The 26772-nt window shown below is 68.0% G+C and carries 23 protein-coding genes, 1 tRNA gene and 1 CRISPR repeat array; of the genes, 10 read left to right on the plus strand and 14 right to left on the minus strand.

Going from position 1 to position 26772, the window contains the following annotated elements:
* Nucleotides 1-20 precede the first annotated feature (20 nt).
* Nucleotides 21-2975, plus strand: a complete 2955-nt coding sequence (locus CW348_RS12245; protein ID WP_104613000.1) for a glycoside hydrolase family 48 protein — start codon at nt 21-23, stop codon at nt 2973-2975.
* Between the two features lie 156 nt (nt 2976-3131).
* On the opposite strand, the gene CW348_RS12250 is transcribed toward CW348_RS12245, so the two are convergent.
* Nucleotides 3132-3422 (minus strand): GNAT family N-acetyltransferase, encoded by a 291-nt coding sequence (locus CW348_RS12250; RefSeq protein ID WP_016188915.1) that lies wholly within the window; start codon nt 3420-3422, stop codon nt 3132-3134.
* 174 nt (nt 3423-3596) lie between these two features.
* On the opposite strand from CW348_RS12250, the gene CW348_RS12255 reads away from it, so the two are divergent.
* Both CW348_RS12255 and CW348_RS12260 read left to right on the plus strand, forming a co-directional pair.
* Nucleotides 3597-4604, plus strand: a complete 1008-nt coding sequence (locus CW348_RS12255) for an L-threonylcarbamoyladenylate synthase (RefSeq protein WP_011292385.1) — start codon at nt 3597-3599, stop codon at nt 4602-4604.
* 101 nt (nt 4605-4705) lie between these two features.
* Nucleotides 4706-5215 (plus strand): DUF1918 domain-containing protein, encoded by a 510-nt coding sequence (locus CW348_RS12260; RefSeq protein WP_011292386.1) that lies wholly within the window; start codon nt 4706-4708, stop codon nt 5213-5215.
* Between the two features lie 210 nt (nt 5216-5425).
* Nucleotides 5426-6921: direct repeats of the CRISPR family, unit length 28 nt; unit sequence GGTCCATCCCCACGTGCGTGGGGCTCAC.
* Between the two features lie 311 nt (nt 6922-7232).
* Here the strand turns inward: CW348_RS12260 and CW348_RS12265 are convergent.
* From CW348_RS12265 to CW348_RS12280, 4 genes are all read right to left on the minus strand, one after another.
* Nucleotides 7233-7306, minus strand: a tRNA-Val gene (locus CW348_RS12265).
* A 249-nt stretch (nt 7307-7555) separates the two neighbouring features.
* Entirely contained in the window at nt 7556-8026 is a 471-nt protein-coding gene (locus tag CW348_RS12270; protein WP_011292387.1) for a peroxiredoxin, read from the minus strand.
* 103 nt (nt 8027-8129) lie between these two features.
* Nucleotides 8130-8555, minus strand: a complete 426-nt coding sequence (locus tag CW348_RS12275; RefSeq protein ID WP_016188916.1) for a DUF3052 domain-containing protein — start codon at nt 8553-8555, stop codon at nt 8130-8132.
* A 149-nt stretch (nt 8556-8704) separates the two neighbouring features.
* Nucleotides 8705-9133, minus strand: coding sequence for a secondary thiamine-phosphate synthase enzyme YjbQ (locus tag CW348_RS12280; protein ID WP_011292389.1), 429 nt, complete (start codon nt 9131-9133; stop codon nt 8705-8707).
* Between the two features lie 165 nt (nt 9134-9298).
* Between CW348_RS12280 and CW348_RS12285 the strand changes: the two genes are divergently transcribed.
* Nucleotides 9299-10999: an alkaline phosphatase D family protein gene (locus CW348_RS12285; RefSeq protein WP_016188917.1), complete on the plus strand. Its 1701-nt coding sequence runs from the start codon at nt 9299-9301 to the stop codon at nt 10997-10999.
* 21 nt (nt 11000-11020) lie between these two features.
* On the opposite strand, the gene CW348_RS12290 is transcribed toward CW348_RS12285, so the two are convergent.
* The 5 genes from CW348_RS12290 to CW348_RS12310 all read right to left on the minus strand — a co-directional run bounded on the left by CW348_RS12290 (nt 11021) and on the right by CW348_RS12310 (nt 15716).
* Nucleotides 11021-11881, minus strand: coding sequence for a biotin-dependent carboxyltransferase family protein (locus CW348_RS12290; RefSeq protein ID WP_011292391.1), 861 nt, complete (start codon nt 11879-11881; stop codon nt 11021-11023).
* Between the two features lie 39 nt (nt 11882-11920).
* Complete coding sequence (locus CW348_RS12295; RefSeq protein ID WP_011292392.1) at nt 11921-12526, minus strand: allophanate hydrolase subunit 1; 606 nt, start codon at nt 12524-12526, stop codon at nt 11921-11923.
* A 12-nt stretch (nt 12527-12538) separates the two neighbouring features.
* Nucleotides 12539-13303, minus strand: a complete 765-nt coding sequence (locus CW348_RS12300) for a LamB/YcsF family protein (protein WP_011292393.1) — start codon at nt 13301-13303, stop codon at nt 12539-12541.
* Nucleotides 13304-13392: 89 nt separating this feature from the next.
* Nucleotides 13393-13950, minus strand: a complete 558-nt coding sequence (locus CW348_RS12305; RefSeq protein ID WP_146088124.1) for a hypothetical protein — start codon at nt 13948-13950, stop codon at nt 13393-13395.
* A 569-nt stretch (nt 13951-14519) separates the two neighbouring features.
* Nucleotides 14520-15716, minus strand: a complete 1197-nt coding sequence (locus CW348_RS12310; protein ID WP_041428127.1) for a CdaR family transcriptional regulator — start codon at nt 15714-15716, stop codon at nt 14520-14522.
* A 188-nt stretch (nt 15717-15904) separates the two neighbouring features.
* Here CW348_RS12310 and CW348_RS12315 point away from each other — a divergent pair, with 188 nt between their 5' ends.
* The 5 genes from CW348_RS12315 to CW348_RS12335 all read left to right on the plus strand — a co-directional run bounded on the left by CW348_RS12315 (nt 15905) and on the right by CW348_RS12335 (nt 20860).
* Nucleotides 15905-16864, plus strand: coding sequence for an ACP S-malonyltransferase (locus CW348_RS12315; RefSeq protein WP_011292396.1), 960 nt, complete (start codon nt 15905-15907; stop codon nt 16862-16864).
* Nucleotides 16864-17817, plus strand: coding sequence for a beta-ketoacyl-ACP synthase III (locus CW348_RS12320; protein WP_011292397.1), 954 nt, complete (start codon nt 16864-16866; stop codon nt 17815-17817). The genes CW348_RS12315 and CW348_RS12320 overlap by 1 nt, the downstream gene beginning before the upstream one ends.
* An 86-nt stretch (nt 17818-17903) precedes the next feature.
* A complete protein-coding gene (locus tag CW348_RS12325) occupies nt 17904-18143 on the plus strand; it encodes an acyl carrier protein (RefSeq protein WP_011292398.1) in 240 nt (79 codons plus the stop codon).
* Nucleotides 18144-18279: 136 nt separating this feature from the next.
* Nucleotides 18280-19518 (plus strand): beta-ketoacyl synthase, encoded by a 1239-nt coding sequence (locus tag CW348_RS12330; protein ID WP_011292399.1) that lies wholly within the window; start codon nt 18280-18282, stop codon nt 19516-19518.
* A gap of 202 nt (nt 19519-19720) precedes the next feature.
* Nucleotides 19721-20860 (plus strand): EAL domain-containing protein, encoded by a 1140-nt coding sequence (locus tag CW348_RS12335; RefSeq protein ID WP_038043902.1) that lies wholly within the window; start codon nt 19721-19723, stop codon nt 20858-20860.
* Between the two features lie 251 nt (nt 20861-21111).
* On the opposite strand, the gene CW348_RS12340 is transcribed toward CW348_RS12335, so the two are convergent.
* Nucleotides 21112-21897, minus strand: coding sequence for an SGNH/GDSL hydrolase family protein (locus CW348_RS12340; RefSeq protein ID WP_238569754.1), 786 nt, complete (start codon nt 21895-21897; stop codon nt 21112-21114).
* Nucleotides 21898-22985: 1088 nt separating this feature from the next.
* Here CW348_RS12340 and CW348_RS12345 point away from each other — a divergent pair.
* Nucleotides 22986-25187, plus strand: coding sequence for a hypothetical protein (locus CW348_RS12345; protein WP_104613080.1), 2202 nt, complete (start codon nt 22986-22988; stop codon nt 25185-25187).
* A gap of 72 nt (nt 25188-25259) precedes the next feature.
* On the opposite strand, the gene CW348_RS12350 is transcribed toward CW348_RS12345, so the two are convergent.
* The 3 genes from CW348_RS12350 to sufU all read right to left on the minus strand — a co-directional run bounded on the left by CW348_RS12350 (nt 25260) and on the right by sufU (nt 26771).
* A complete protein-coding gene (locus CW348_RS12350) occupies nt 25260-25778 on the minus strand; it encodes a DUF1269 domain-containing protein (protein WP_011292403.1) in 519 nt (172 codons plus the stop codon).
* A 151-nt stretch (nt 25779-25929) separates the two neighbouring features.
* Nucleotides 25930-26292 carry a metal-sulfur cluster assembly factor gene (locus CW348_RS12355; RefSeq protein ID WP_011292404.1) on the minus strand — a complete coding sequence of 121 codons (363 nt, stop codon included), beginning with the start codon at nt 26290-26292 and terminating at the stop codon, nt 25930-25932.
* Entirely contained in the window at nt 26289-26771 is a 483-nt protein-coding gene (sufU, locus tag CW348_RS12360) for a Fe-S cluster assembly sulfur transfer protein SufU (RefSeq protein WP_011292405.1), read from the minus strand. The genes CW348_RS12355 and sufU overlap by 4 nt, the downstream gene beginning before the upstream one ends.
* Nucleotide 26772: the final 1 nt, after the last annotated feature.

Consider the following 26772-nt stretch of genomic DNA (forward strand, 5'->3'; position numbering starts at 1 on the left):
TCCGGAGGTTATTTCCAAGCATGAGATCGTTACTGTCTCCCCGGCGCTGGCGCACGCTGGCCTCGGGGGCGCTCGCAGCGGCCCTGGCCGCCGCTGTACTCTCCCCCGGCGTCGCGCACGCCGCCGTCGCCTGCTCGGTGGACTACGACGACTCCAACGACTGGGGTAGCGGGTTCGTCGCCGAAGTCAAGGTGACCAACGAAGGCAGCGACCCCATCCAGAACTGGCAAGTAGGCTGGACCTTCCCCGGTAACCAGCAGATCACCAACGGCTGGAACGGCGTGTTCAGCCAGAGCGGCGCCAACGTCACCGTCCGCTACCCGGACTGGAACCCCAATATCGCCCCCGGAGCCACCATCTCCTTCGGCTTCCAGGGCACCTACAGCGGCTCCAACGACGCCCCGACCAGCTTCACCGTCAACGGCGTCACCTGCAGCGGATCCCAGCCCGCCAACCTGCCGCCCGATGTCACCCTGACATCCCCGGCCAACAACTCGACCTTCCTGGTCAACGACCCGATCGAGCTGACCGCGGTCGCCTCCGACCCCGACGGCTCGATCGACCGGGTGGAATTCGCCGCCGACAACACCGTCATCGGCACCGACACCACCTCCCCCTACAGCTTCACCTGGACGGACGCTGCCGCCGGCTCCTACTCGGTGACCGCGATCGCCTACGACGACCAGGGAGCCAGGACCGTCTCCGCTCCCATCGCCATCCGAGTGCTGGACCGGGCCGCCGTCATCGCCTCACCGCCCACCGTCCGCGTGCCGCAGGGCGGCACCGCCGACTTCGAGGTGCGGCTGTCCAACCAGCCCTCCGGCAACGTCACGGTCACCGTGGCGCGCACGTCGGGCAGCTCCGACCTGACCGTCTCCAGCGGCTCCCAACTCCAGTTCACCTCCAGCAACTGGAACCAGCCGCAGAAGGTGACCATCGCCTCCGCTGACAACGGCGGAAACCTGGCCGAGGCGGTCTTCACCGTCAGCGCCCCCGGCCACGACTCGGCCGAGGTGACGGTCCGGGAGATCGACCCGAACACCAGCTCCTACGACCAGGCCTTCCTGGAGCAGTACGAGAAGATCAAGGACCCCGCCAGCGGCTACTTCCGCGAATTCAACGGGCTCCTGGTCCCCTACCACTCGGTGGAGACCATGATCGTCGAGGCTCCGGACCACGGCCACCAGACCACGTCCGAGGCGTTCAGCTACTACCTGTGGCTGGAGGCGTACTACGGCCGGGTCACCGGTGACTGGAAGCCGCTCCACGACGCCTGGGAGTCGATGGAGACCTTCATCATCCCCGGCACCAAGGACCAGCCGACCAACTCCGCCTACAACCCGAACTCCCCGGCGACCTACATCCCCGAGCAGCCCAACGCTGACGGCTACCCGTCGCCTCTCATGAACAACGTCCCGGTGGGTCAAGACCCGCTCGCCCAGGAGCTGAGCTCCACCTACGGGACCAACGATATCTACGGCATGCACTGGCTGCTCGACGTGGACAACGTCTACGGCTTCGGGTTCTGCGGCGACGGCACCGACGACGCCCCCGCCTACATCAACACCTACCAGCGTGGTGCGCGCGAGTCGGTGTGGGAGACCATTCCGCACCCGTCCTGCGACGACTTCACGCACGGCGGCCCCAACGGCTACCTGGACCTGTTCACCGACGACCAGAACTACGCCAAGCAGTGGCGCTACACCAACGCCCCCGACGCTGACGCGCGGGCCGTCCAGGTGATGTTCTGGGCGCACGAATGGGCCAAGGAGCAGGGCAAGGAGAACGAGATCGCGGGCCTGATGGACAAGGCGTCCAAGATGGGCGACTACCTCCGGTACGCGATGTTCGACAAGTACTTCAAGAAGATCGGCAACTGCGTCGGCGCCACCTCCTGCCCGGGTGGCCAAGGCAAGGACAGCGCGCACTACCTGCTGTCCTGGTACTACGCCTGGGGCGGCTCGCTCGACACCTCCTCTGCGTGGGCGTGGCGTATCGGCTCCAGCTCCTCGCACCAGGGCTACCAGAACGTGCTCGCTGCCTACGCGCTCTCGCAGGTGCCCGAACTGCAGCCTGACTCCCCGACCGGTGTCCGGGACTGGGCCACCAGCTTCGACCGCCAGTTGGAGTTCCTCCAGTGGCTGCAGTCCGCTGAAGGTGGTATCGCCGGTGGCGCCACCAACAGCTGGAAGGGAAGCTACGACACCCCGCCGACCGGCCTGTCGCAGTTCTACGGCATGTACTACGACTGGCAGCCGGTCTGGAACGACCCGCCGTCCAACAACTGGTTCGGCTTCCAGGTCTGGAACATGGAGCGCGTCGCCCAGCTCTACTACGTGACCGGCGACGCCCGGGCCGAGGCCATCCTCGACAAGTGGGTGCCGTGGGCCATCCAGCACACCGACGTGGACGCCGGCAACGGCGGCCAGAACTTCCAGGTCCCCTCCGACCTGGAGTGGTCGGGCCAGCCTGACACCTGGACCGGCACCTACACCGGCAACCCGAACCTGCACGTCCGGGTCGTCTCCTACAGCCAGGACGTCGGTGTGACCGCCGCTCTGGCCAAGACCCTGATGTACTACGCGAAGCGTTCGGGCGACACCACCGCCCTCGCCACCGCGGAGGGTCTGCTGGACGCCCTGCTGGCCCACCGGGACAGCATCGGTATCGCCACCCCCGAGCAGCCGAGCTGGGACCGTCTGGACGACCCGTGGGACGGCTCCGAGGGCCTGTACGTGCCGCCGGGCTGGTCGGGCACCATGCCCAACGGTGACCGCATCGAGCCGGGCGCGACCTTCCTGTCCATCCGCTCGTTCTACAAGAACGACCCGCTGTGGCCGCAGGTCGAGGCACACCTGAACGACCCGCAGAACGTCCCGGCGCCGATCGTGGAGCGCCACCGCTTCTGGGCTCAGGTGGAAATCGCGACCGCGTTCGCAGCCCACGACGAACTGTTCGGGGCCGGAGCTCCCTGATCCTGAACAGTCCGTCTCCTGACCGGCGGTCCGTGGCGGCGTAGTGCTCCCCCGCCGCGGACCGCCCTCCACCACCCCCCTGGGGCCGTCCGGCGCACCAACACCGGACGGCCCCAGACTCCTTTCACGGCCTGCTACTCGGCCCGACGCCCCGCCCTATCCAGCCCGATCAACCAGGTCAGCGTAGTCCGGGTGCCGCTCGAGCCACGCCTTGACATAGGGGCAGACCGCACGCACCCGCAGCCCGCGGGCCCGCACATCATCCAACGCCTCCCGCACCAGCCGGCTGCCTATCCCCTTCCCCTGGAAAGAGCCGTCCACCCGAGTGTGGAAGAAGACCACCCGATCACCGGCAACAGGCTGGTATTCCGTGAAACCGGCGATTTTCTCCCCGGCACGGATCTCGTACCGGTGCTGTGCCGGATTGTCGATCACCGTGACATCCATGGCGTTCCCCTCCCGTTCCCCAGGCGGCGGCGCATCTCTCATCCGGCGGCCTGCCCAGGACTGTCCTCTTCCCCAGGACAGCCTGAGCACGCGCCCGCACGGCGAACCCCAGCCACAGCCCTAGCATGGTGAACGGCCACGGTCGCAGGGCGACCACGACACCGAGGAGGAGTGATGGGCGACGGCGGCACAGTACGCCACCCTTCCGTACGTGCCGTATCACCGGCAGCGTTGGACGAGGCGGTACGCGTCCTGCGGGCAGGCGGCCTCGTAGCTTTCCCCACCGAAACCGTCTACGGCCTAGGCGCGGACGCCGCGAACCCGGCCGCGGTAGCGCGCATTTTCGCCGCCAAAGGCCGTCCCGCTGACCACCCCCTGATCGTGCACGTCGCTTCCGCGGAGAGCGCGCGCGACTGGGCTGCTACCTTTCCTCCTCTCGCCCGCACGCTGGCGGACGCGTTCTGGCCCGGCCCGCTGACCCTCATCCTCCCCCGCTCCGCCCAAGTGCCGGACGCAGTGACCGGTGGACGCGCCACGGTAGGGCTGCGGGTCCCCGACCAGCCGGTCGCGCTCGCACTCCTGGAACGCTTCGGCGGCGGAATCGCCGCACCTTCCGCGAACCGGTTCGGCCGAGTGAGCCCGACCACGGCCGCGCACGTTGCCGCTGACCTCGGGGACCGGGTCGACCTGGTGTTGGACGGCGGACCGTGCACGGTCGGCGTGGAATCGACGATCGTCGAAGTGGCCGACGGCCGGCTCACCGTGCTCCGCACCGGAGGCATCACCCCCGACGACCTTGCCGCGGTCACCGGAGCCCCCGTCGACACCACCCCCACCGGACCGGCCCGGGCACCCGGCATGCTCGCCGCCCACTACGCACCCGCCGCACGGGTCGTGCTAGCCGAAGCAGCAGAAGCCGCGGACACGGTCGCCCAGTGGGTGGAGAAAGGACACCGGGTGGCTGTGCTGGCGGAGACCGCTACCGTGCCCGAAAACCTGCCGGAAGGCGTGGTGGTGCTACCGTCCCCTGCTTCGGCTCGGGACTATGCCCGCGTGCTGTACCAGCGGCTGCGGGACGTGGACGCGGCGGGAGCCGACGTGGTCGTCGCGATCCCCCCCGAACCCGCGGGGATCGGCTTGGCGGTACGGGACCGGCTGCTGCGCGCATCCCGGGCGCACTGACCTCTCCCCCTGGGGCAAGGGATTTTTCCGCATAGACGAGCCCGTTTCCGGGATCTCTTTCTGTGGAGACAGAAAGAGAGCACCGACACCAGGGAGGGCCGATGAAAGCTCAAGCCGGAGACCGGATCGTTGTGGAACGCCCCCGCGATGACCTGCCCGCGCGCAAAGGCGTCGTGCTCAAAGTGCAGGGGGACAACGGGGGCCCGCCCTACTGGGTGCGGTGGGAGGACGAAGGCCGGGAAACCCTCGTCTACCCGGGACCGGACGCCCGTATCGAGCCCCGCCACCCCGTCCCCCAAGCCCGCCAGGAGCATACGGAGGCCCGTCAACCGCAGCCGGGACAGTCCCTGAAACGGATACAGATCGACGTCGCAGTGTCGGAGGTGCACGAGAACGGCTCCGTGCGCACCCTCGCCGAAGCGCAACTGCCGTCCACCAAGTGGAACCTGCGCGGCCACGGAGAAGCACGCAAGCATCCCACCGACGCCGATATCCCGGAGATTGGGGAGGAACTAGCCGTGGCGCGGGCGCTGTCCGATCTCGCCCACAAGCTGCGCCGAGTAGCCGCAGAAGACATCGAACAGGCCAGCCAAGCGTGGCAGCCCACGTGACCCGCAGCACCAGCAGCCCTGACAGCAGCGGGCACTCAGCGGTGCCGTTGCTGTCAGAGTTTCTCGTTCGATGCACAGCCCAAGGGCCCACGCGTGCTGGCCTGAGGCAGCGCTAAGTAACCGATAGCGCTCCTCAATGCCCGAGCAGTCCAGGCACTGCTGCATTCCCACAACTTTCGAGAAGGCGCCAGGGACATCAGTGGTTGTGTCCGATCTATCCCCACGTGCGTGGGGCTCACCTCCTGATCATCGTCCTATGCCTCACTTATGTCGGTCCATCCCCACGTGCGTGGGGCTCACGATCCGGTGCCGGCATGCAGTGCCCTGCCGCCGCGGTCCATCCCCACGTGCGTGGGGCTCACGCAGCGCGGACCAGGGCATCCCACCGAATGCCCGGTCCATCCCCACGTGCGTGGGGCTCACGGGATCCCCACGACGGGGCGCCGATGCACCGCACGGTCCATCCCCACGTGCGTGGGGCTCACGAACAGCAGCTGCCGGTCCACACGTTCCGGGCCGGTCCATCCCCACGTGCGTGGGGCTCACGGGTTCTACCAGGTGGGATTTGCCGTTGTTTGCGGTCCATCCCCACGTGCGTGGGGCTCACGGAGTGGTCGTGGCGGGGATCCGAACCGGGTTCGGTCCATCCCCACGTGCGTGGGGCTCACACCTCCTCACCGGCACTGTCGGTGATGACGACCGGTCCATCCCCACGTGCGTGGGGCTCACAACCCGACAGAACGAGAACGGAGAACCGATGCCGGTCCATCCCCACGTGCGTGGGGCTCACGCGACGCTCTGGCGGAGGAAGCGGCGGCCTACCGGTCCATCCCCACGTGCGTGGGGCTCACCGCGCCCTCGGCCTCCGGTCCGGGGCCGCGACCGGTCCATCCCCACGTGCGTGGGGCTCACACTCCGGCGCGGGGTTACAGGTCAGGGGGTGTCGGTCCATCCCCACGTGCGTGGGGCTCACGGGCCGCCCGCGAGGGCGGCTGTGTCAGACCCCGGTCCATCCCCACGTGCGTGGGGCTCACGCCGGGACGGGGCGCGCCGTGCGTGGTGCGTGTGGTCCATCCCCACGTGCGTGGGGCTCACCGGGCACCTCGCGGGGGTGACCCCTGCCCTGCCGGTCCATCCCCACGTGCGTGGGGCTCACTCCGGGTCGGGGGTTTGGTAGATCACGGCGGGCGGTCCATCCCCACGTGCGTGGGGCTCACCACACACCAACAGGCAGGAGATAACCGTGGGCAGGTCCATCCCCACGTGCGTGGGGCTCACTGCTGTCAGGTGTGGATGGGTGGTGCGGATTTCGGTCCATCCCCACGTGCGTGGGGCTCACATGCGCGACTACATCACTACCGCGCTCGGCGACTGGTCCATCCCCACGTGCGTGGGGCTCACATCGCCCCCACCGGGTCACGTCGGTGGGGGCGCGGTCCATCCCCACGTGCGTGGGGCTCACGACGGGTAGTCTCAGTCATCGTCGTTGGTGTCCGGTCCATCCCCACGTGCGTGGGGCTCACCGGGGCGCGGTTCAGCGGTCCCGTCCGTGCAGCGGTCCATCCCCACGTGCGTGGGGCTCACGTTCATCTCCGCTCGGCTCCGGGCGGAGACCCGGGTCCATCCCCACGTGCGTGGGGCTCACGAGGCGCGAAAGGGAAGTGGGCAAGGGGAAAGCGGTCCATCCCCACGTGCGTGGGGCTCACAGAAGCTGACCTGCAACTTTGCGAGGCGTTATCTCCTCGTTACCAAAGGCGTGGACAACTTCGTCGCACAAGACACTCTAGACCGTTTTCCAGAAATCTGAGTCAGAACTAGAACCCAATTAATCACCGTCGCCATACGCGGAATGCCTGGCGGTCCCTGCGTGGCCATGACGAGCTTTCTTCTTGCGCGACGGATGACGGTTGATGGCACCACGCCCACGGGGCTCAGGGGAAGTGCTGTAGCTGGCCTCAATACAGCAAGACGCCCGGGGCCGTACCGGCTCCCGGGCGTCTCCGAGTGCGTATCGACGTGGGCGCGAGAGGACTCGAACCTCCGACCGCCCGCTTGTAAGGCGGGTGCTCTGACCAACTGAGCTACACGCCCGCACCATGGGCCCGACACTGTCAGGCCCGTCCCGCACAGAGATAGTACCGGTTCCGAAGAGTCGGCGTTGCACTCTTTACGGGCAGACCGTCCGCCATCCTCGGCACCACCCGGCCCACCCGCTGGTCACAGCCCTTCTGCCTCGGGCGGATCCGGTGAGAAACCGCAGGCCCTATTAGGTGCTCCTGCCTGCTTCCGCTCCCGGAAACCGGCTAAAGAGCCGTGGAAAGCCGCAGGGCAGCGCCATCCTCAAGGATTCCAGCCGAGGTCCGCGAACGCCTGGCGGTAGTCGTCCATGTCGCGGCCTTGGAATGTCGGGTTGACGACCTTCCAGCGCACCACGCCCTCAGTGTCGATCAGAAAGCTGCCGCGCAGCGCTACCCCTTTGGTTTCGTCGAACACGCCGTAGCGTTGCGCGACCGCGCCATGCGGCCAGAAGTCGGACAGCAGCGGAAAGTCCACGCCCTCCCGGTCCGCCCAGACCCGGTGGGCGAACATGGAGTCCACGGAGATTGCCAGCGGCTGCACGGAGCGCGCGGTGAACTCGCTCATGCACTCGTGGAGCTGCCGCAGCTCCTTGTCGCAGATACCGGAGAAGGCCAGCGGGTAGAACACCACCGCTACCCTGCTGCGCCCGCGGAAATCGGAGAGGCGCACGGTCTGGCCATGCTGGTCAGCGAGTTCGAAATCGGGGGCGTTCTGACCAACCTCGATCGGCATGGGTCCTCGGTTTCTGTGCGGGTCGCGTCCGCCCCGGTGAGGAACGGCCCGCGACCCGGGTTAGTCGTCGACGTCCGCGGTGTCGGAGAAGAGCACGGAATCGTCAGCGCTTGGGAAGGACGAGACGGGTCCCCGACCAGTCGGGGCCTGCGCTCACCGCACTGGTCTGGGACAGTCCCGCGGTCGTGGCCGCCTCCGAGACGTCGTTAGGCGAGACGTGTCCCTCTCTGCCCGCCTTGGGCGTCAGCACCAGGATGCTGCCGCCTCCTTCGATCGTGGCGGACACATCTACGAGCACGTCGGTGAGGTCGTCCTCCTCGTCGGCGCGCCACCACAGCAGTGCCGCGTCCACGACGTCGGGATAGTCCTCATCCACCAGCTCGTTGCCGGTCACTGCAGCGATCGACCGGCGGAGCTGCTCGTCCACGTCGTCGTCGTATCCGAACTCCTGCACCACCTGACCCGGTTTGAATCCGAGTCGTTCGGCCAGGCTGCGCTCGCTCTGTGCCTGGCCCGCGGTCGCGCTCACGAAAAGTCCTCCTCCGTTATGGGTGGTGCCCGCTGTCACGGGCACGGCCGCGACTGGTCCCGTTTCCGGGGTGATCCCGCCGTTGCTGGCTAAGTTCACACGTTGGGTGCCTGGTTCGTCAACGCGTGTTTGTCAACTGTGCTCTGCTTCTACCATCCTGCCCCGTCAGAGGGACTCGTCAAGAACGACAGCCTCACCTGACGATCGGGATTGTCGACGTTCAGGTCAACGATGGCGATAGATTGCCACGTCCCCAAGGCGAGTTTCCCGGAAACCACGGGGATCGTGGCGTAGGGGGCGATCAGGGCTGGCATCACGTGGGAGCGGCCGTGGCCGAGCGTCCCGTGCTTGTGTCGCCAGCGGTCGTCGGGGGGCAGCAGGTCCCGCAGGCTGGCGAGGAGGTCTTCGTCGGAACGGGACCCTAGTTCCATCACCGCCACCCCGGCAGTGGAGTGGGGAACGAACACGTTGAGCAGCCCGTCTCCACCGGTTTCCGCGACGAACGTGGCGCATTGCGGGGTGATGTCGGTAACGCTCTCTGTCGTCCCGGTGTGTAACTCGAGCACAGTGGTCCGCATGCGGCAACGGTTACCCACATTCGGACCGGTTCCAAACTCGTTGCACCAGTTTCTCCAATTTTTCAATGTCAACAGCATGGGTGGGCTGGCTTGTTCCGAGGAAAGCGACAATACTCACGCCAGCGGCCCTGACTGTCCGCGGCGGGACTACAGCGGAGAGCGAGAGTGGGAAACGGATTACGGCTCGGCCCGATACTGCGTCACGTGACCGAGACGAGCGCCACGATCTGGGTGGAAACCGAGGCTGCTGGCACGGTCACGGTGACTGCTGGCGACCGGTCAGTGAGCTCCGACACTTTCCAGGTGCACGGGCACCATTACGCGCTCTGCGACCTCACCGGTCTTGCCTCGGGGCGGGCGGTGCCCTACCGCGTGGCAGTGGACGGTGTGCCTGTCTGGCCGCCTGCTGGCTCGTCGCATCCGCCGAGCCTGGTGCGTACTTTGGATCCCGCGGCTCCGCAGCGGCTGCTTTTCGGCTCCTGCCGGACCCCTACCGATCACGGTCCGGCCGCGGTCGCCCGCTATGGGGCGGATGTGCTCCGTGCCTATGCGCTGCGGTTGGCGGAAGCCCGCCGTGCTGCTTCCGGGGTTGCCGCGGAGGAGCCGACCGCGTTGCTGCTCATCGGTGATCAGGTGTATGCCGATGAGATCCAGCAGCCGATGCGGGACTATGTGGCGGAGCGGCGCTCCCGCCATGGCGGGGACTTGCCGCATCCGCCCGACGACGAGGTCGTGTTCTTTGACGAGTATGCGGAACTGTACCGGCAGTCGTGGAGCGACCCGGATGTGCGGTGGCTGCTGTCCACTGTGCCCACTTTGATGCTCTTCGACGACCATGACATCCGCGGCGACTGGAACACCTCTGGCCGCTGGCGGCAGGAGATCGCCGAGAACCCGTGGTGGCGGCACCGCATCACTTCCGGGTTGGGCGCCTACTGGATCTACCAGCATGCGGGCAACCTTTCCCCGGACGAGCGCACCGCTGACCCGGTGTGGCAGGCGTTGTGCAGCGGCGGCGGGGGCGCGGCGTTGGACGAGTTTGCGTGGCAGGCGCACCTTGACCCTGGCGCCTACCGGTGGAGTCATGCGCACACGTTCGGGCGCAGCCGCGTGCTCATGGTGGATACGCGGTGCGGCCGGGATGTCGCTGACGACCGGGCACGGTCCATGCTCGGCCCGGTCGGGGAGCCGTGGTTGGACGAGTCGCTGACCGGGGACGTGGACCACTTGATCGTGGCTAGCACACTGCCGTTTCTCCTGCCTAAGGGGGTGCACTATCTGGAGGCGTGGAATGAGGCGGTGTGTGCGGGCGCGTGGGGGGAATGGTTTCGCGGGCCGGGGGAGCGGCTGCGCCAGGCATTGGATTTGGAGCATTGGGCCGCGTTCCAGCGTTCTTTCGCTTCGGTTATTGCGGCGGTGGCGGAGGTTGCGACTGGGCGGCGGGGGAGGCCTCCGGCGAGTGTGCTGTTCCTCGGCGGGGATGTGCACTTTTCCTATCTGGCTCGGGCCCGGCTTCGCGGCTATGCCACGGACACGGTGATTGCGCAACTAGTCTGTTCTCCGCTGTGTAACTGGCTGCCGCCTGCGTTGCGGCGGATGACGTGGCTGTCGGCTCGGGCGGTCACCGGGCTTAGCTGCCGTCTTCTGGCCGCTTCAGCCGGTGTGCGCGCGCCCGCGGTGACGTGGCGTCTCGACGGCGGGCCCTGGTATGACAACGCTTTGGCCACCCTTGTGCTGGACGGCCGGTCTGCCACGGTGCGTTGGGAGCACTCTCCTGTGCCCCGTACGCTTGCGCGGGCTGTCACCCAGCCTGAGCGTCGTCCTCCGGTTGCGGAGCTGGCCGCTTACCGTCTCACGCCGCGTTGAGCGGACGAGGAAAGACCGGGGTCATCCCACGGCGCGGAACCGGAGCCGGGTGCCGGGGCGGGCCTGGGCGGCCCAGCGCAGGTCTGCGGAGACGACTACGGCGATCACCGGGTAGCCGCCGGTGACGGGGTGGTCGGCGAGGAAGAGCACGGGGTCGCCGTGGTGCGGGATCTGCAGTGCTCCGGGGACGATCCCTTCGCTGGGCAGTTCTCCCAGGCGGGAGCGGGGCAGCGGCGGCCCTAGCAGGCGTGCCCCTACCCGGTCGGTTCGGCTGCTGACCACGTAGTCGCTGGTGAGCAGGGTGCGGATTGCGTCTTCGGTGAACCAGTCGTCGCGCGGTCCCAGCATGACGCGCAGTTCGACCTCGTCGCGGGGGAAGACGGTGTCTGGGGCGGCGTCCACTACGGGAAGGTCCTGGGGTGGCGGCCCCACTGGCAGCACGGTGCCCGGGGTCACCTGTTGGGGGCCGAGGCCGGCCAGTGTGTCCGTGCTGCGGGATCCCAGCACGGGGGGTGTGTCGAGCCCGCCGCGGACCGCCACATAGCTGCGCAGTCCGCGTTCCGGGGTGCCTATCCGCAGTTCGGATCCGTCGCGGAGGTGTATCACCGTGTTCATGGCGGCGGCGCGGCCGTCCACGCTTACCGGTCCTGGTGCCCCGGTGACTGCTACGGTCATGGCTCCGTGGGCGCGGCATCGCAGCCCGCCGAAGGTGACTTCGAGGGCGGCAGCGCGGGGCGGGTTGGCGACAAGCCGGTTCGCCAGCGCGTAGGAGACGGGGTCGGCGGCCCCGGAGCGTCCCACTCCGAGGAGGGCGTGGCCGACCCGGCCTGCGTCCTGCACGGTGGTGAGCACCCCGGTTTCGAGCACTTCCAGCGCTGGCATCGGCTCCTCCTCTCCCCTGCTTGTCGGGTTGGGCGCTGGTTACACGGGGACGAATTTCACTCGTGTTCCGGGGCGGAGCAGTCCCGGCGGGTCCCGGTCGAGGTTCCAGACCGCGACGTCGGTGCGGCCCAGCAACTGCCATCCTCCTGGGGAGCTGCGTGGGTAGATGCCGGTGAAACCGTCGGCGAGGGCGACTGATCCCGCGGGTACGCGGGTGCGGGACTCGGCGCGGCGGGGGACCCGCAGCCGGGGGTCGTCGCCGACGAGGTAGCCGAAACCGGGGGCGAAACCGCAGAACGCCACGATCCAGGTGGCGGCGGTGTGGGCGGCGACCACTTCGGTCTCGCTCAACCCGGTGGTTGCCGCGATGTCGGCCAGGTCTGCGCCGTTGTAGCAGACGGGAATTTCCACTTCTCCGACCGGGTGGGCTGCGGCGGGTCGCAGCGGCAAGTCGCGTACGGCTTGCCTGATTCGGGTCCGGTCGGTTCCGGGGGTGAGCCGCAGCAGGATGGTGCGGGCGGCGGGGACGACGTCCTCGACGCCGGGCAGGGGGTGTTCGGCGAGCGCGGCGTGCAACGCCATGACCGTGTCCAGGTCGTCGACTTCGATGAGGAGTCCGGCGTCACCGTATTCGAGGATGCGCATCACCGTGGGTCCTCACCTGTGGTGGGCGAACGCTTTGAGGTTGATGCCTGCGTTGCTGAGCCGCTGCGCGACCTGTTCGGCGACTCGGACCGCGTCGGGGGTGTCGCCGTGGACGCAGAGGGAGTCGGCGGTGATCCGGATCGGGGTGCCGTCGATGGCGGGGATGGGGTCGCCGTTGGCGATCCGCAGGCAGCGTTCCGCGATTTCTTCCGGGGAGTGCAGGACCGCTCCGGGGTGGCGGCGCGGCACCAGGGTGCCTTCGGGGGTGTAGGCGCGGTCCGCGAACGCTTCGCGGACTACGCGTAGCCCGGCTTTTTCCGCCAAGGTCAGCCACAGGGATCCGGGGAGTCCCAGGACTGCCAGGTCGGGGTCGTAGAGGCGTACTGCTTCGACGACGGCGCGGGCTTGGTCTTCGTGGTGGACGATCGCGTTGTAGAGCGCGCCGTGGGGTTTGACGTAGCGGACCCGTTCCCCGGCGACCCGGGCGAGCGCGTCGAGCGCACCGATCTGGTAGATGACGTCGTTGACCAGCTCGTCGGGGCTTACTTCGATGAACCGGCGGCCGAATCCGACGAGGTCGCGGTAGCCCACTTGGGCTCCGATGACGACGCCCCGGCGGGCCGCTTGTTCGCAGACCCGGCGGAGGACGAGAGGGTCTCCGGCGTGGAAGCCGCAGGCGACGTTGGCGCTCGTCACCACGGAGAGCAGTGCTTCGTCGTCGCCGAGTTCCCAACGGCCGAAGCTCTCACCGAGGTCGGAGTTGAGATCGATGTGCATCGGTGTTCCTGTCCGTCGGCCCCGGCAGGTGTGCCGGGGCCGACGCTGCGGGAGTCATCCTCCCGAAAGAGGGGGTTGTCTGTTCCAGGTTAGTTTTTAGCTTTCTGCCGCTGCTCGTCGCGACGGCTCCGGGTCTTGGGACGGGTGTTGGACCGCAGCCGCAGCAACTGGAGTTGCAGCGGCTGGGTGGAGTTCGGACCGCTCTTCGCGGTGATACTCCTGGACCCGCTGGTGAATCCGGGGACCACCGCTTCCACCGGTGTGTGCGGGCGCGGCGGAGCCAGCCGCGGAGGCACACCGGGGATGGCCGGGTCTTCCTCCACTGTTTCCTTGTCGTCCTTCTCCGTACGTCCGGTCCGGTCGGTGTCCCCCGTGGACGTCGCTGCCTCCTTGCCTGCCAAGCGGGCTCGCCGCCAGTCAAGCCACCAGGTGATCAGCGGCCATTCGACTCGGGCAGGCTGGGCGAGTGCTGCCCACAAGTACGCTTTCGCGCCCCAGGCTTCCATCGCCCGCCGTGCGCGGGAGACGGTGAAGTAGCCGGGAAGCGCGAGGAGCAGTTGCGGCCAGGACAGCAGTAGGGCGGCCACATACGGGAAAAGACCATCGCCGGTAATCGATGCGGCCGCACCCATCACAATGGGTGTCATCGCCAGTCCGATGCGTACAGTGGAGATCTGGCGAAAGCGGTACAAGGAACGGCGCACCGACGTTTCTGGGGAAACGCCGGCGGGAAGAGGTGTGGGCTGGGCAAAATATGCCAGCAGTAGCGCGCCGACGGCAACCGATACGGAAAGGAGAATCGTCCAGCCGGGCGCTGACCACCGGCCATCCACCATTAAGGCGAGCGGCCCTAGCAGGAGGATCGGGAGCGGAACGTGGAACAGGACCCGCCGTCTAATCTGGCCTGCGGCTGTAGGTTCCTGGACGTACTCTATGACGCGAGTGCGCAACCGTCTCAACATGGACGTCGTCACCACTCCCCTCTTCACGCGCTTACCGTCCCACCAACCGGTTGACACGTCCCTGAAGTAGGGCCGAGAACCGTGGCCGCGGTACGGAGAGAAGCGGACCCCTAATTTTTTAGGGACCCCATCGTTCACGTTATCTGGTTTTCTTGGACTGTGGGGCGCTGTCACCTCACAAGAAGTGCCGCTCCCGGGACTTTCTGTTCTTCTTCCGCGGCTTAAGGCGCCCTCTTTTGGCACGGGTGGCCGGTTTACGGGGTGTCGGCGAGCCGGCCGAGGGTCAGCGCTACCCGCAGCACGAACGATCCGCGGCCGTCGGTGGGGACGTAGCCGGTGAGCTCCGCCACTCTGCTGAGCCGGTAGCGCACCGTGTTGGGGTGGACGAACAGCATCCGCGCGGTGGACTCCAGGGACGAGGCGTGCTCCAGGTAGACCGACAGGGTGTCCAGCAGGGGGGTGCCCGCGTCCCGCAGCGGCTGGTACACCTCTTCGATGAGGGTGCGCCGCGCGGCCGGGTCCCCGTTCAGTGCCCGTTCGGGCAGCAGGTCCTCGGCAGCGACCGGCCGGGGCGCGTCCGGCCAGCCGGGGGCGGCGCGCAGCCCGTCCACAGCGGCGCGGGCCGACTGGTTGGCGGCGCTCAAGTCGTAGACGGGGGGTCCCACCACGACCGGTCCCGGGCCGAACAGTCCCGCTAGTGGTGTGGCCGCGCCCATGGGGTCGGAAGCGTTCTTCTCGTTGACGCCTACAACGACGACGACACGGTCGCCTTGGACGCCTGCGAGCACGTCATGTCCTGCCCGACGGGCATGGGAGCGCAGGTCTTCCAGGGTTTCTTCGGCGTCTTGGTCGCCGAGGAGGCCCGCGATCGCGATGACGGGGATGCGCGACCAGCCGAGGGAGGCACCCCACGTCTGGAGGCCTTCTTCGCGGTTGCCGTGCAGCAGGGCGTCGACGATCAGCGCTTCCAGCCGGGCATCCCAGGCTCCTCTGGCTTCTGCGGCTCGGGCGTAGATGCGGGCCGTGCTGAACGCCACTTCCCGGCTGTAGCGGAGCATGGCTTCGCGCAACTGCTGTTCGCCGCCGGGGGCAGCGAGTTCGGAGACCCGGCTCTCCACCACGTCGATGACGACCCGCACCATTTCCACGGTCTGCTGCAGCGACACTGAGCGGATGAGTTCCCGCGGCGCCGTGCCGAACACTTCCACGGCGATCGCGGGGCGGCCCCGGTGCGGGTTTTTGAACCAGTCGACGAAAGCCGCGACCCCTGACTGGGCGACGAGGCCCACCCAGGAGCGGTCTTCCGCGGACATGGAGCGGAACCATGACAGCCGCTGTTCCATCTGGGCTACTGCGGCCGTGCCCAGGGCGCCCATGGCGCGTTCCAGTCGGCGCACGGTCTCTGCGCGTACGGCGTCGTCGTGCGGGGACGCATCAGGGGAATCGGTCACCCTTCTAGGGTGACACTTCACGGCAGGACAGCCGTACAGTGGGGTTCCGTGCTCCCCAGGGGGCGCTGCGGAGACGGCGGGGGAATACTTCTCTGCGGGGATATGTGCAGTCTCCACAAAGGGCTCACCGTGAAGTTCGTGCCTGTCCCCATCAAGCTGGTGTTGTTCTTCAGGGCAAGGTTGATGCTGTGCTTGCAATCGTCGCTCCGGGCCAAGGCGCCCAGGTACCCGGTTTCCTCTCCGCGTGGCTTGAACTCCCCGGAATGGCGGAGCGGTTCGCTGAATGGTCGGATGTGGTCGGGCTCGACCTCGTCCGCTACGGCACCACCGCTGACGCTGAAGAGATCCGGGACACCGCGGTAGCCCAGCCGCTGCTGGTGAGCGCGGGCATTGCGGCAGCGATCGCGTTGTTCGGCGACCTTGAGTCCGCCGCCGCATCAGCCGATGTGGTGGCCGGGCACAGTGTCGGCGAATTCACTGCGGCCGCGGTTGCCGGTGCTCTGACGCCCCGGGATGCGCTGCTGCTCGTTGCGGAGCGGGGCCGGGGGATGGCTGAAGCGTCCGCGGTCACCCCGACGGGAATGACTGCGGTGCTGGGCGGCGATCGGGACGAAGTCCTCGCCGCGATCAAAGCAGCGGGTCTGACTCCCGCTAACGACAACGGTTCGGGGCAGATCGTGGCCGCCGGGACTCTTGAACAGTTGGAGGCGTTGGCGGCTGCTCCCCCTGCCCGGGCACGGCTGCGTCCTCTCGCGGTTGCCGGTGCTTTCCACACCCACCACATGGCTCCCGCAGTGAAGCGCGTGGAGGCCCTGGCAGCCACCCTCACGCCCGCTGATCCTCGTACTCGGCTGTTGTCCAACCGTGACGGCGCAGTGGTCACCTCCGGCTCGGAGTACCTGTCCCGTCTCGTGTCGCAGATCAGCTCCCCGGTTCGGTGGGACGCCTGTACCGCTACCCTCGCTGATCTCGGTGTCACCGCACTGATGGAGCTGCCGCCCGCAGGCACGCTGACTAATCTCGCCAAGCGAGCGCTGCGCGGTGTGGAACTGCTCGCCATCAAGTCTCCCGAGGACCTGGACCGGGCACGCACACTCGTCGCGGACCACGCGGGTGCGACCTCCACCGACCTGGAAGGGCAAGCGTGATGAAAACCTCCCAGTCCGTCCCCGGAGCATGTGTCGTCGCTTTCGGCGAGTACCAGCCCGCCAACGTCGTCACCAACGACGACTTGGCGAAGCGCGTCGACACTTCTGATGAGTGGATCCGCAGCCGGGTGGGTATCGCCGAACGCCGGATCGCTTCCCCGGAGGAGAGCGTCACCGACATGGCGGTCGCTGCCGGCGGCAAGGCGCTGGCTGCCAGCGGTTTGGCGCCGGACGACATCGACCTGGTGATCGTGGCGACCTGCACGCAGCGCGACCAGATCCCTAACACGTCTGCGAGCGTGGCCGCGCGGCTCGGTATCCCCGCGCCGGGGGCGTTCGACGTCAACGCGGCTTGTGCCGGGTTCTGCTACGCGCTGTCGGTCGCCAACGATGCGGTGCGCGGGGGTTCGGCGCGCAACGCGCTGGTGATCGGCGCGGAGAAGCTTTCCGACTGGGTTGACTGGGATGACCGGTCCACCTGTGTGATTTTCGCGGACGGTGCGGGCGCGGCCGTGGTGTCGGCGTCGGACGAGCCGGGGATCGGCCCCGTGGTGTGGGGGAGCGCCGGGGACCGGGCCGACAAGATCTACCTGCGGGACCACAAGTACATCTACCAGGAGGGTCAGACGGTCTTCCGGTGGACGACCACCGAGCTGTACCCGGTGGCGTTGGAGGCCTTGGAACGGGCCGGGGTGGCCCCCGAAGAGTTGACTGCCTTCGTCCCGCACCAGGCGAACCTGCGCATTGTGGAGGCCATTGCCCGTAAGCTGGGCGCGCCTCAAGCGATCATCGCGCGCGATATCGTCACCGCGGGGAACACCTCGTCGGCTTCCATCCCGCTCGCCTTGTCGCGCATGATCGGACGCGGCGAGCTCCCCTCGGGCAGCACCGTGCTCACTTTGGGTTTCGGAGCTGGTCTCACCTATGCGGCACAGGTCCTGCGCCTTCCGTGACGCGGTGCCCGGCTCCGTTTGCAGCACACCGAAGTCGTCGTGCGGCTCCGCCTCACGGCAGGAGAGAACGTAAGGAGAAACCTGACATGGCCTACTCGGAAAAGGAGATCCTGGACGGTCTCGCCGAAATCATCGACGAGATCGCCGGTGTCCCCGCGGCCGAGGTCACCCCGGAGAAGAGCTTCGTGGACGACCTCGACATCGACTCGCTGTCGATGGTCGAGATCGCCGTCGCCGCACAGGACAAGTTCGGCGTGGAGATCCCCGACGACCAGCTCAAGGACCTGAAGACGGTTCAGGACGTCATCAACTACATCCAGAAGTAACGGAGCTGAGCCGTCGGCCCGCCGACGCCGCAGCCGTCGGCGGGCACGCTGAGTGTCGTCCGGGACTATGCCCGGGCCGCCCGCACACCGCGGGACCACAGCGCACCGACCATTTCGACGAGAAGGGCGATCGACCATGAGTAACCGCGAAGTCGTCGTCACCGGCCTTGGAGCGAGCAGTCCTCTGGGAGGTGACGTCGCCACGACCTGGTCGGCGCTGCTCGAAGGTCGATCCGGCATCACTTCCCTGCCCGAGGAGTGGCATGAGAAGCTCCCGGTGCACTTCGCGGGCCTCCTCGCTGAGGAGCCGTCCGAGAAGCTGGAACGCCACCGACTGCGCCGCCTGGACCGGACCCAGCAGTTGGCGTTGATCACCGCGCGGGAAGCGTGGGACGACGCGGGCTCCCCTGAAGTAGACCCGTTGCGTCTGGGTGTCGTGATGTCCAGCGGTATCGGTGGCATCTTGACCACCCTCCACCAGTACGACATCTTCCGGGAGAAGGGCTGGAAGCGGGTCTCCCCGTTCACCGTGCCGATGCTCATGCCCAACAGCCCGGCCGCCGCTGTGGCGCTGGAGTTCACTGCCCGGGCGGGGGCTCACGCCGCGGTCAGCGCCTGCGCGTCCAGTGCGGAGGCCATCGCTGACGGCATCAACATGATCCGCTCCGGCCGCGCCGACGTGGTGATCGCGGGAGGGTGCGAGGCGGCGATCCACCCGCTGAACATTGCCGCGTTCGCTGCGATGCGTGCCTTGTCCACCCGCAACGACGACCCGCAGGGCGCGTCGCGTCCGTTCGACGTCAACCGGGACGGTTTCGTCATGGGTGAGGGGGCAGCCACTCTCATCCTGGAGTCGGCTGAGCACGCTGCGGCCCGCGGGGCCCGCGTGTACGCGGTGGCCGCGGGAGCCGGATACACCTGCGACGCCTACGACATTGTGCAGCCTGACCCGGTCGGTGCTGGGGCTTCCCGTGCGATCTCTGCCGCGATCGCGGACGCTGGGCTGAGCCCGTCCGATATCGCGCACATCAACGCGCACGCCACTTCCACGCCGGCGGGTGACGTGCCGGAGACCGTGGCGATCCGCAGTGCCCTGGGCGACTCGGCTGCTGACGCTGTCGCGGTGACCTCCACCAAGTCCATGACCGGCCACCTGCTGGGTGGTGCTGGTGCGTTGGAGTCGGTGGCCACCGTCTTGGCGCTGTACCACGGGGTGGTGCCCGCAACCATCAACGTTGAGGAGATCGACCCCGGCGTGGTGGTTGACGTGGTGGTGGACAAGCCTCGGGAGCTGCCGTCTTCCGCGGTGGCTGCGCTGAACAACTCTTTCGGTTTCGGCGGACACAACATCGCCTTGGCGTTCCGCCGTCCTTGACCGGTGCTGGGCGCGCCCGCCACGCGGTGGGCGCGCTCTGCTGTTTTCTGGGATTGTCCGCGGCACCCCGCGGGTCCGGCGTCTGGCGGGGTGGGAGGCGGCCCGGCTTCTCGTCTCCTGTCACGTCGCGTGAGCCGAAGAATTCAACTGGTTTTCATCTCGCTGTCTCCTCGTGCAGGGTCGGAGTGGCGACCATGGTGCCGTGTCTCCACAGACGAGCTTCTCCGACGACACACGAGTGGGTGTTCTCCCCACCGCTTCCCTTTCGGTGGTCTTGCGCCCGATCATCGACCTGGACTCTGGTGCGGTCTTAGCGGTTGAGGCCGTCGTCCCCGTTGACCGGCGGTCCGGTGCGGACGTCGCCGTGCTCACCGAACTCCTGGGACGGGTCGCCCGGGAGACTGCGGCGCGGGAAAGTTTTCTTCCCCTGGTGCTGCCTTTCCCAGCCCGGTTGTTGACGGCGGGCCAGGAACCGCTCGGGTTCCTGCGGGACACTCTGCAGCGGAGCGGACGGCAGCCGCGTGACGTCACGCTCATGGTGGACGCGGATTTGTGCTTCCTGCCTCGTGACCACCTGGTTGCTGCGTTGGCCCGAGTGCGGGAGATGGGGTTCCGGTACGCGTTCGACACTGCGCGGGTCTCCCCGGACCTTCTCGTGGAGACCGCGCCGTTCCTGTTCCGGATCGAAGGGTCGTTGACGTCCGGGCTGCCGGACCAGGAGCAGTGTGCCGCGATCGTGGACGGCATGACACGGATCGCGCGTGGGGCAGGAACGTTCCCTCTCGCGTCCGGGGTGACGTCGATAGCCCAGTTGACGGCGCTGCGCACTGTGGGGGTGCGGATGGCGCAAGGGCCCCTGTTCGCGGGGGACGACTGGGCGCCGGGAGACCGGGTCACCCAGATTCCCGCCTTGTCTTTAGAGCCGCTCGCCCCGGATTCCGGGGCTGGGCTGCGCGTGTCGGAGTTCATGGTTCCGGCGGTGACGATGACGGTCGAAGCCACTTCGGAAGAGGTGCTGGAAGCGTTCAGCGCCGATTCCGCGCTCAACAGTGTGATCCTGCTCGACCATCGCGAGCGTCCCGTGGCGGCTTTGGACCGGGCCCGGTTCCTGCTGTCGATCACCGGCCCGTACGGGCACGCCTTGTACGCGAAGCGTCCAGCCCAGAAGCTCGCTGATCCACCGCGGACTGTTCCGCTTACGGCCCCCGCACTGGCTGCGCTGCGGATCGCCGGCACCGACCAGGATCGGGTCTACGACGATCTCATCGCGGTCAACGAGTTCGGCCAGTGCCGGGGCGTGGTCCACATCAGCGACATCATCCGCGGCCTGTCTGCCCGCTGACGCGGCGTCGGCGCCTCCTCGCGAGCGGGAAGCGCTCCGTTCCGTAGGGGCACGTAGAAGGGCGGAGAAGCGTCCCGGCTGTTAGGCCGTGGTCTTCCGGTGCTGTGCCGGACCGGGGCACAGCCGTCGGCGGGGACGGTTTCCCGGTGTTGTGCTCCTACCCTCCCCTGGTTCTTTGGCGGGTCTGGCGGGGCCACCACGCCCCGCCCTGGTGGCGGTCCCCACCACCAGGGGCAAGCGGGGCGGTGCCGCTAATCCAGTTGGTGTTCCTCAGCGTCGCGGACGACGGGCGCGAGTTCCGTCATCCGCGGCCGTTTCGGCAGGCGCCCGTCCCCCGTGGACCGGCCCATGAGTCTGCGCCCCAGCCAGGGGACGAGGAACCGCACCGCCCACCGGCGGGTCTCCCGGCGGCGCAGTGGCCGGGGAAGGGGAACGTAGGGGGTGGGCCAGGGGTTGGCCCACAGCTCGCGGGGGCCGATGGGGTGGCCGAGCAGGTCAGCGATCCGGGCCGCGACGATCTGGTGCCCCATCGAGTTGAAGTGCAGGCGGTCCACGCTCCAGGCCCGCGGATCGTTGAGCGAATCCAGCGCCCACAAGTCCACAATCTCCACGCCGTTGCGTTCGGCGATTGCCCGCAAATGCATGCTGAACACGGCGATACGGCCGCGGTACATCCGCAGTACCGGAACCCAGCCGGTGTCGTGTCCGGACAGCATGACCACCCGGATTCCCGCGTCACGCAGTCGGCGGATTCCCCGCTCGTACTGCCGGGCGAGCTGGTCGAGGTTGGTGTTGGGCCGCAGCACATCGTTGCCCCCGGCGTGCACGGTCACCAGGTCGGGGGCGAATTCCAGGGTCTGCTCCAGCTGCTCCCCGAAAATGTGGCGGATGCGACGTCCGCGCACCGCGAGGTTGGCGTAGCGGAATCCCGGTGTTTTCGTGCTGAGGTGCTCGGCGAGTCGGTCGGCGAACCCCCGGTAGGTGCCGTCGGGGTTCGGGTCGTCCAGCCCTTCGGTGAGGCTGTCCCCGATAGCCACATACGACCGGATCACACTGGGCTGGGCTGCCGGTGTGCGGTGGAGCGGCCCTTGTTCGAAGCCGTGGGTGTCCTGTGTCGACCGCAGGGGGGAGATTCCCTTATGCGAGCTGGTCAAGTGACCCTCTCCTTTTCAGCTTCGGCGCTTCGCGGGTCTTTGTGCGGTTGTCGCGCCCTGACGCGGATCCAGGAGGCTGCCCGGTCCTTTCGGTGCCGGATTGTGACGCGACCGCTCAAGCAGAAAGCCCATGGCATCCAGCACCGCACACCAATGCATCCGGGACACCATCGGCTTTACCGGTGCGCTTTGGGCTCCGCCTGACCGGAACACGGGGCCGCCCTGTGGGGCATGCTGTTCCGGACGACGCGTCCGCCTCCGGGCTGTACCCCGCCGCTCTGCCCGCTGTCGGCATCCGGCCAGAACGCGTGCCGGTTACTACGTCTGGCACGCCAACGACTTCCGTGTCACGAGTCGATGATCGGGGTGAGGTGCGGGGGTACTAAGAGTAGATAAGCATACCGTCGCCGAGTTGAGGCGGGTGGCGGAGGATGCCGCGGCGTCGAGCAGCGGACGGCCCAGGCTGTGCGGGGCGTTCCGGGAAAGAGGTGTGGGCAGGCGCGGTCCGGCGGGGCGCGGTTCTGCTCGCTGGGTGCCGGGTGGGCAGCGCTGCGGCCGTGCTCGTTTCTCGCGGTGCGAGGGGACTCCTGGGCGGGCTCCCGATTTTCAGCCATGAGGGTTGAGGGAGGGGCGGGCGTGGTCCGCCGGTGCGGCAGGCCCGCAGCGGAAACCCCCACTCCCCCCTAACCAGACTTATGGGTAGATTGCCCGACAGACGCATTCTTAGGGTACTCTCAGGATTTCCCGTTGAGCACTACACAGAACGCGCTAATCCCCCATACGATCTGCAGGGATCGGCACCGTCACGCCGCGCCAGCGCCTGCCTCGCCGGTGCGCTGCGCCGGCCGACAGGGCCTGCCCAGCCCTTTTATCCACAGCCGAGGAGCGTCATGTGTAGCGCTTGATCGGACATTTGTATCGTTCTCGCATATTCAGCGAGTCGTGTCCCAGGAGGTCGAGGTCCCCCGTCGATGAACGCCGTTTCGCCGATCAGCCTCACCGACCTCGTTCCTGCTTTGCGGTGGAGTAAGTCGCCGGATGCCGCGACCGTGCTGCGGCATCCCCGGTTGGTGGATAGCTGGTGGCGGTCGCTTCCCCTGCCTCGTGTGCTCGACATCGCCGGTCCAACCTGGCTGGCGCACTGTCTGGCCCGGCTCTCCGTAGAGCAGTGGGACCACCTGGAAATCTGCGAGTTCGTCCCGACCTTGCGCGGGCTCACGGTGGATTTAGACGACATCGCTGAGCCTATCCGCGGTGCGGTGCGCAGCACCGCGGGAAGCTGGGAGCGGCTGATCCACACCTCTCCGCAGACCATGCGGTCGTGGGAGTTCCCCAACAACTGCGACCTGCTCGAGGTGGTTGGCGCGGTGATGTGGCAGTCGATTCTTCCCTTCACCAGCGGCCCCCTCAACGGGCCCGCCCCGTCTCCCGCCTTGATCATTGAAGCGGTGCGCACCATCGCGAACTGGATGCCCGCCTCCGCGCCGGACCACGTGCGCAACGCGATGGCCTACTTGACCGAGGCCACGGGCTCTGACTCTGCGGGGCCCACCACTGACACGGTGAAAAGCGCCCAGTCTTCCCCTGCGTCTCGCGCGATCCGGACCCTGCGGGCTCTGCGCGCCCAGCGCGACCACGATCTTGCCGCGGCCCAGAACACCGCCACCGCTTCCTCCCCGTCCCGTTCCGCAGACTCTAAAGAGTCGACGCCCCTCCTGGCTCGTCGCGGCGGCAGCCCGCTGCTGGGCCCCGGCGGTACCCTACGCCGTCCAGCGTTCGGGCCGCCGAAGGCGCTGCGCCAGCAGGCGGCGAAACCGGCCGCTGCCGCAGAGGACGCTCCCACCGCGTCCACCCCTGAGCCGGGCGCGCACCCCCTGGTCGACCTGTTCGACCAGTTGTGCCGTGACTGGAGCGAGTTGGAACAGCTCATCGCCACAGAGCGGCTGTTCACCTCGGAGCCGACCAGTATCCGGCTTCTCGCCGACCAGCTTCAGATGGACATCCGGGAGCTGCGGAGCGCCCAGCGCACCGTTGAGGAGCGGCTGCTGCAGTGGCTCAACTCCCCGGTGGGTGCGCCGATGGCGCAGCATCTGCGGGAAGTGTCCGACCAGTTGGGGGTGGCCAGCACCCTCGACACTCTCATCAACGCGCACCCCGACCACCAGGTCACTGTGCCGTCGCTGGGGATTCCGCTGTGGCAGATCGTCATGACTCTGTTCACGGACCGGCGGCTGGAAGGCAGTTGGCTGCTGGCCACCGACCCGGGGCATCTGCGCCAGCAGACCCGGCGTCTCCTCACCGACCAGCCCACGCTCAGCGAGGCGGAGTCCCGGCTGGCGGGTATCGGCATCCGCCCGCAAGCGTTGCGGCCGTGGCTTTTGAACACCCCGGGGGTCACCATCCAAGACGGGCGGGTACTGGTCGACGAGAGCGTGCCGTTGAGCACCGCCGAACCGGCGGGGGGATACGCCGGGTCGTCCGCGTTCCCCTCGGCTGCGCCGGGCGCGACCACCAGCAGCGGTCTGCCTATTCGCCGGCGGCCGGCCGAACCGCAGAGCTCCGCCGAACCCACGCTGAGCGTGGCGACGTCCGCGCGGTGCTTCCGGGCCCCCGACGGACGGTGGTGGCACCGGGTCGACGTCACTTCCGACCAGCTCAACGGTGCCCCGGTCACTGTCCCGCCGGGGTATGCGGCGCACCTGGGGTTGCGGCCCGGGCGGCTGCTGTGCCTCACCGGCCCAGGGGCGGACCTGCTGGTCCTGGTCTGGCGGGACCAGGCGGCGTTCGACTCGCTGCGGCCGCTGCTGCGCCGGCTCGGCGCCCAAGCCGGCGACCGGTTGTTCATCACTGTCAACGGCGACCGGTTGGATGCCCGGTTGTTGCAGGCTTCGTCGATTCCCACGGACAACGGTCCGCTCGGCTTGGCGTTGAGCCTGACCGGCTACACTGCCCCGGCCACGGCTGAAGAGGCGCTCGACATCATCTTCCGTCGGATCAGTGAAACCGACGAGGGGTTCACGGGGGCCCCGGCCGAGCTGCTCAACCTGTTGGCCAAGCGCGGGGACGACGACATCGCGGAACAGTTGCGTCTGGCCTTGCCTGCCGCATCGGTTCCCCACTCCGGTCCCCCGCCGCAGCCTCCGGCAGGGACTGTTCCGAGGGCGCTCGGCTAGCCGCCGCTGTGCGGGGCACGTCCCGCGGGTGAGGCCTGCCCAGCCCTGGCGCAGTCCAGTGCCGGGCCCTGCTCACACGTGCCCTGGGGCTGTGGGAGGCTCGGGTTCGTCGGCGTGGAGGGCGCGGATCAGTTCCCGTTCGTCGTCCCGGGTCAGGCTGGTTTCCAGCACGGTGGGTTCCAAGGGCCGGAGGGCTTCCACGACCCGGTCCCGTGTCTCGGAGTGGACGAGCAGGAACACGGCGGCCCGCCCGTCGTCGAGCTGGTGTCCGATCTGGCGGATCAGATCGTCGTCGATACCGATATCGGTGAGTCGGCCCGCCACAGCGCCGATCGCGGTCCCCACTGCGAGCCCCAGCACCGGGGAGAGGAACAGCGCCCCGATCAGAGTGCCCCACAGGGCGCCGCCCGCGGCCCCCACCCCGGTCACGTTCAGCGTCTGCTGGATGCGGGGCCTGCCCCGGGCGTCTTTGTAGACGTAGGCGGCATCCTTGAGCCGCAGCAGCTCCCGCCGGGCCAAGTCGTCGGCGATGTCAAGCGCCTGTTCGGCCCGGTCCCGGTCGGCTACCCCGAGCACTACCAGGTGCGCCATGGCTGTTTCCGCCTCCTCCTGACCGGCCGCGCCCCTCCCCTGCCCGCTGGGCGCTGTCGGTCACGCACTACCCCGCCACGGCACAGCAAACGCCCGCGGTGCATAACACCGCGGGCGCGGGTACGGCGTGGTGGCAGGATGCGTTGCGGGATCAGACGTTGAAACCGAGCATCCGCAACTGGTCTCGGCCGTCCTCAGTGATCTTGTCCGGCCCCCACGGCGGCATCCAGACCCAGTTGATCTTGACGTCGCGGTCGAACTCGTCCAGCGTGCTGGCGACCTGCTCCTCCAACACGTCGGTGAGCGGACAGGCCGCGCTGGTCAGCGTCATGTCGATGACGATGCTGCGCTCGTCTACGTTGACCCCGTAGACCAGTCCGAGGTCGACCACGTTGACGCCGAGCTCAGGGTCGATGACGTCCTTGAGCGCGTCAGTGATCTCCTCCACCAGCGCTTCGTCCACCTCGGCGGTCTGCGTCTGCGTCGAGGTGGTCTCCTCGTTTCCGGTGCTCATACGGCCTCCTCCTGCCGCTGGGTTGCCAGAGACTTGGCGGTCGCGTCCTTCCACGCCATCCAGGCGAGCAGGGCGCACTTGACCCGGGCGGGATACTTCGACACCCCAGCGAAAGCCACCGCGTCCTGCAGCACGTCCTCGTCGGGTTCGCCTTGCCCTTTGGACTGCATGAGCGCGGTGAACTCGTCGAGGATCGCCATCGCCTCGTCGACCGTCTTGCCGATGAGCAGGTCGGCCATGACCGAGGCGCTCGCCTGGCTGATGGAGCAGCCCATGCTGTCGTAGGAGATGTCGGCGATCGCGGCGCTGCCGTCGCTCTCCTTGTCCGCGGGCTTGAGCAGCACACGGAGGGTGATCTCGTCGCCGCAGGTGGGGTTGACGTGGTGGCTCTCGGCGTCGAAGGGTTCCCGCAGCCCTTTGTGGTGCGGGTTGCGGTAGTGGTCCAGGATGATCTCCTGGTACATCGCGTCGAGTCTCATG

The sequence above is a fragment of the Thermobifida sp. genome, from assembly GCF_017577275.1.
Lineage (GTDB): Bacteria > Actinomycetota > Actinomycetes > Streptosporangiales > Streptosporangiaceae > Thermobifida > Thermobifida fusca.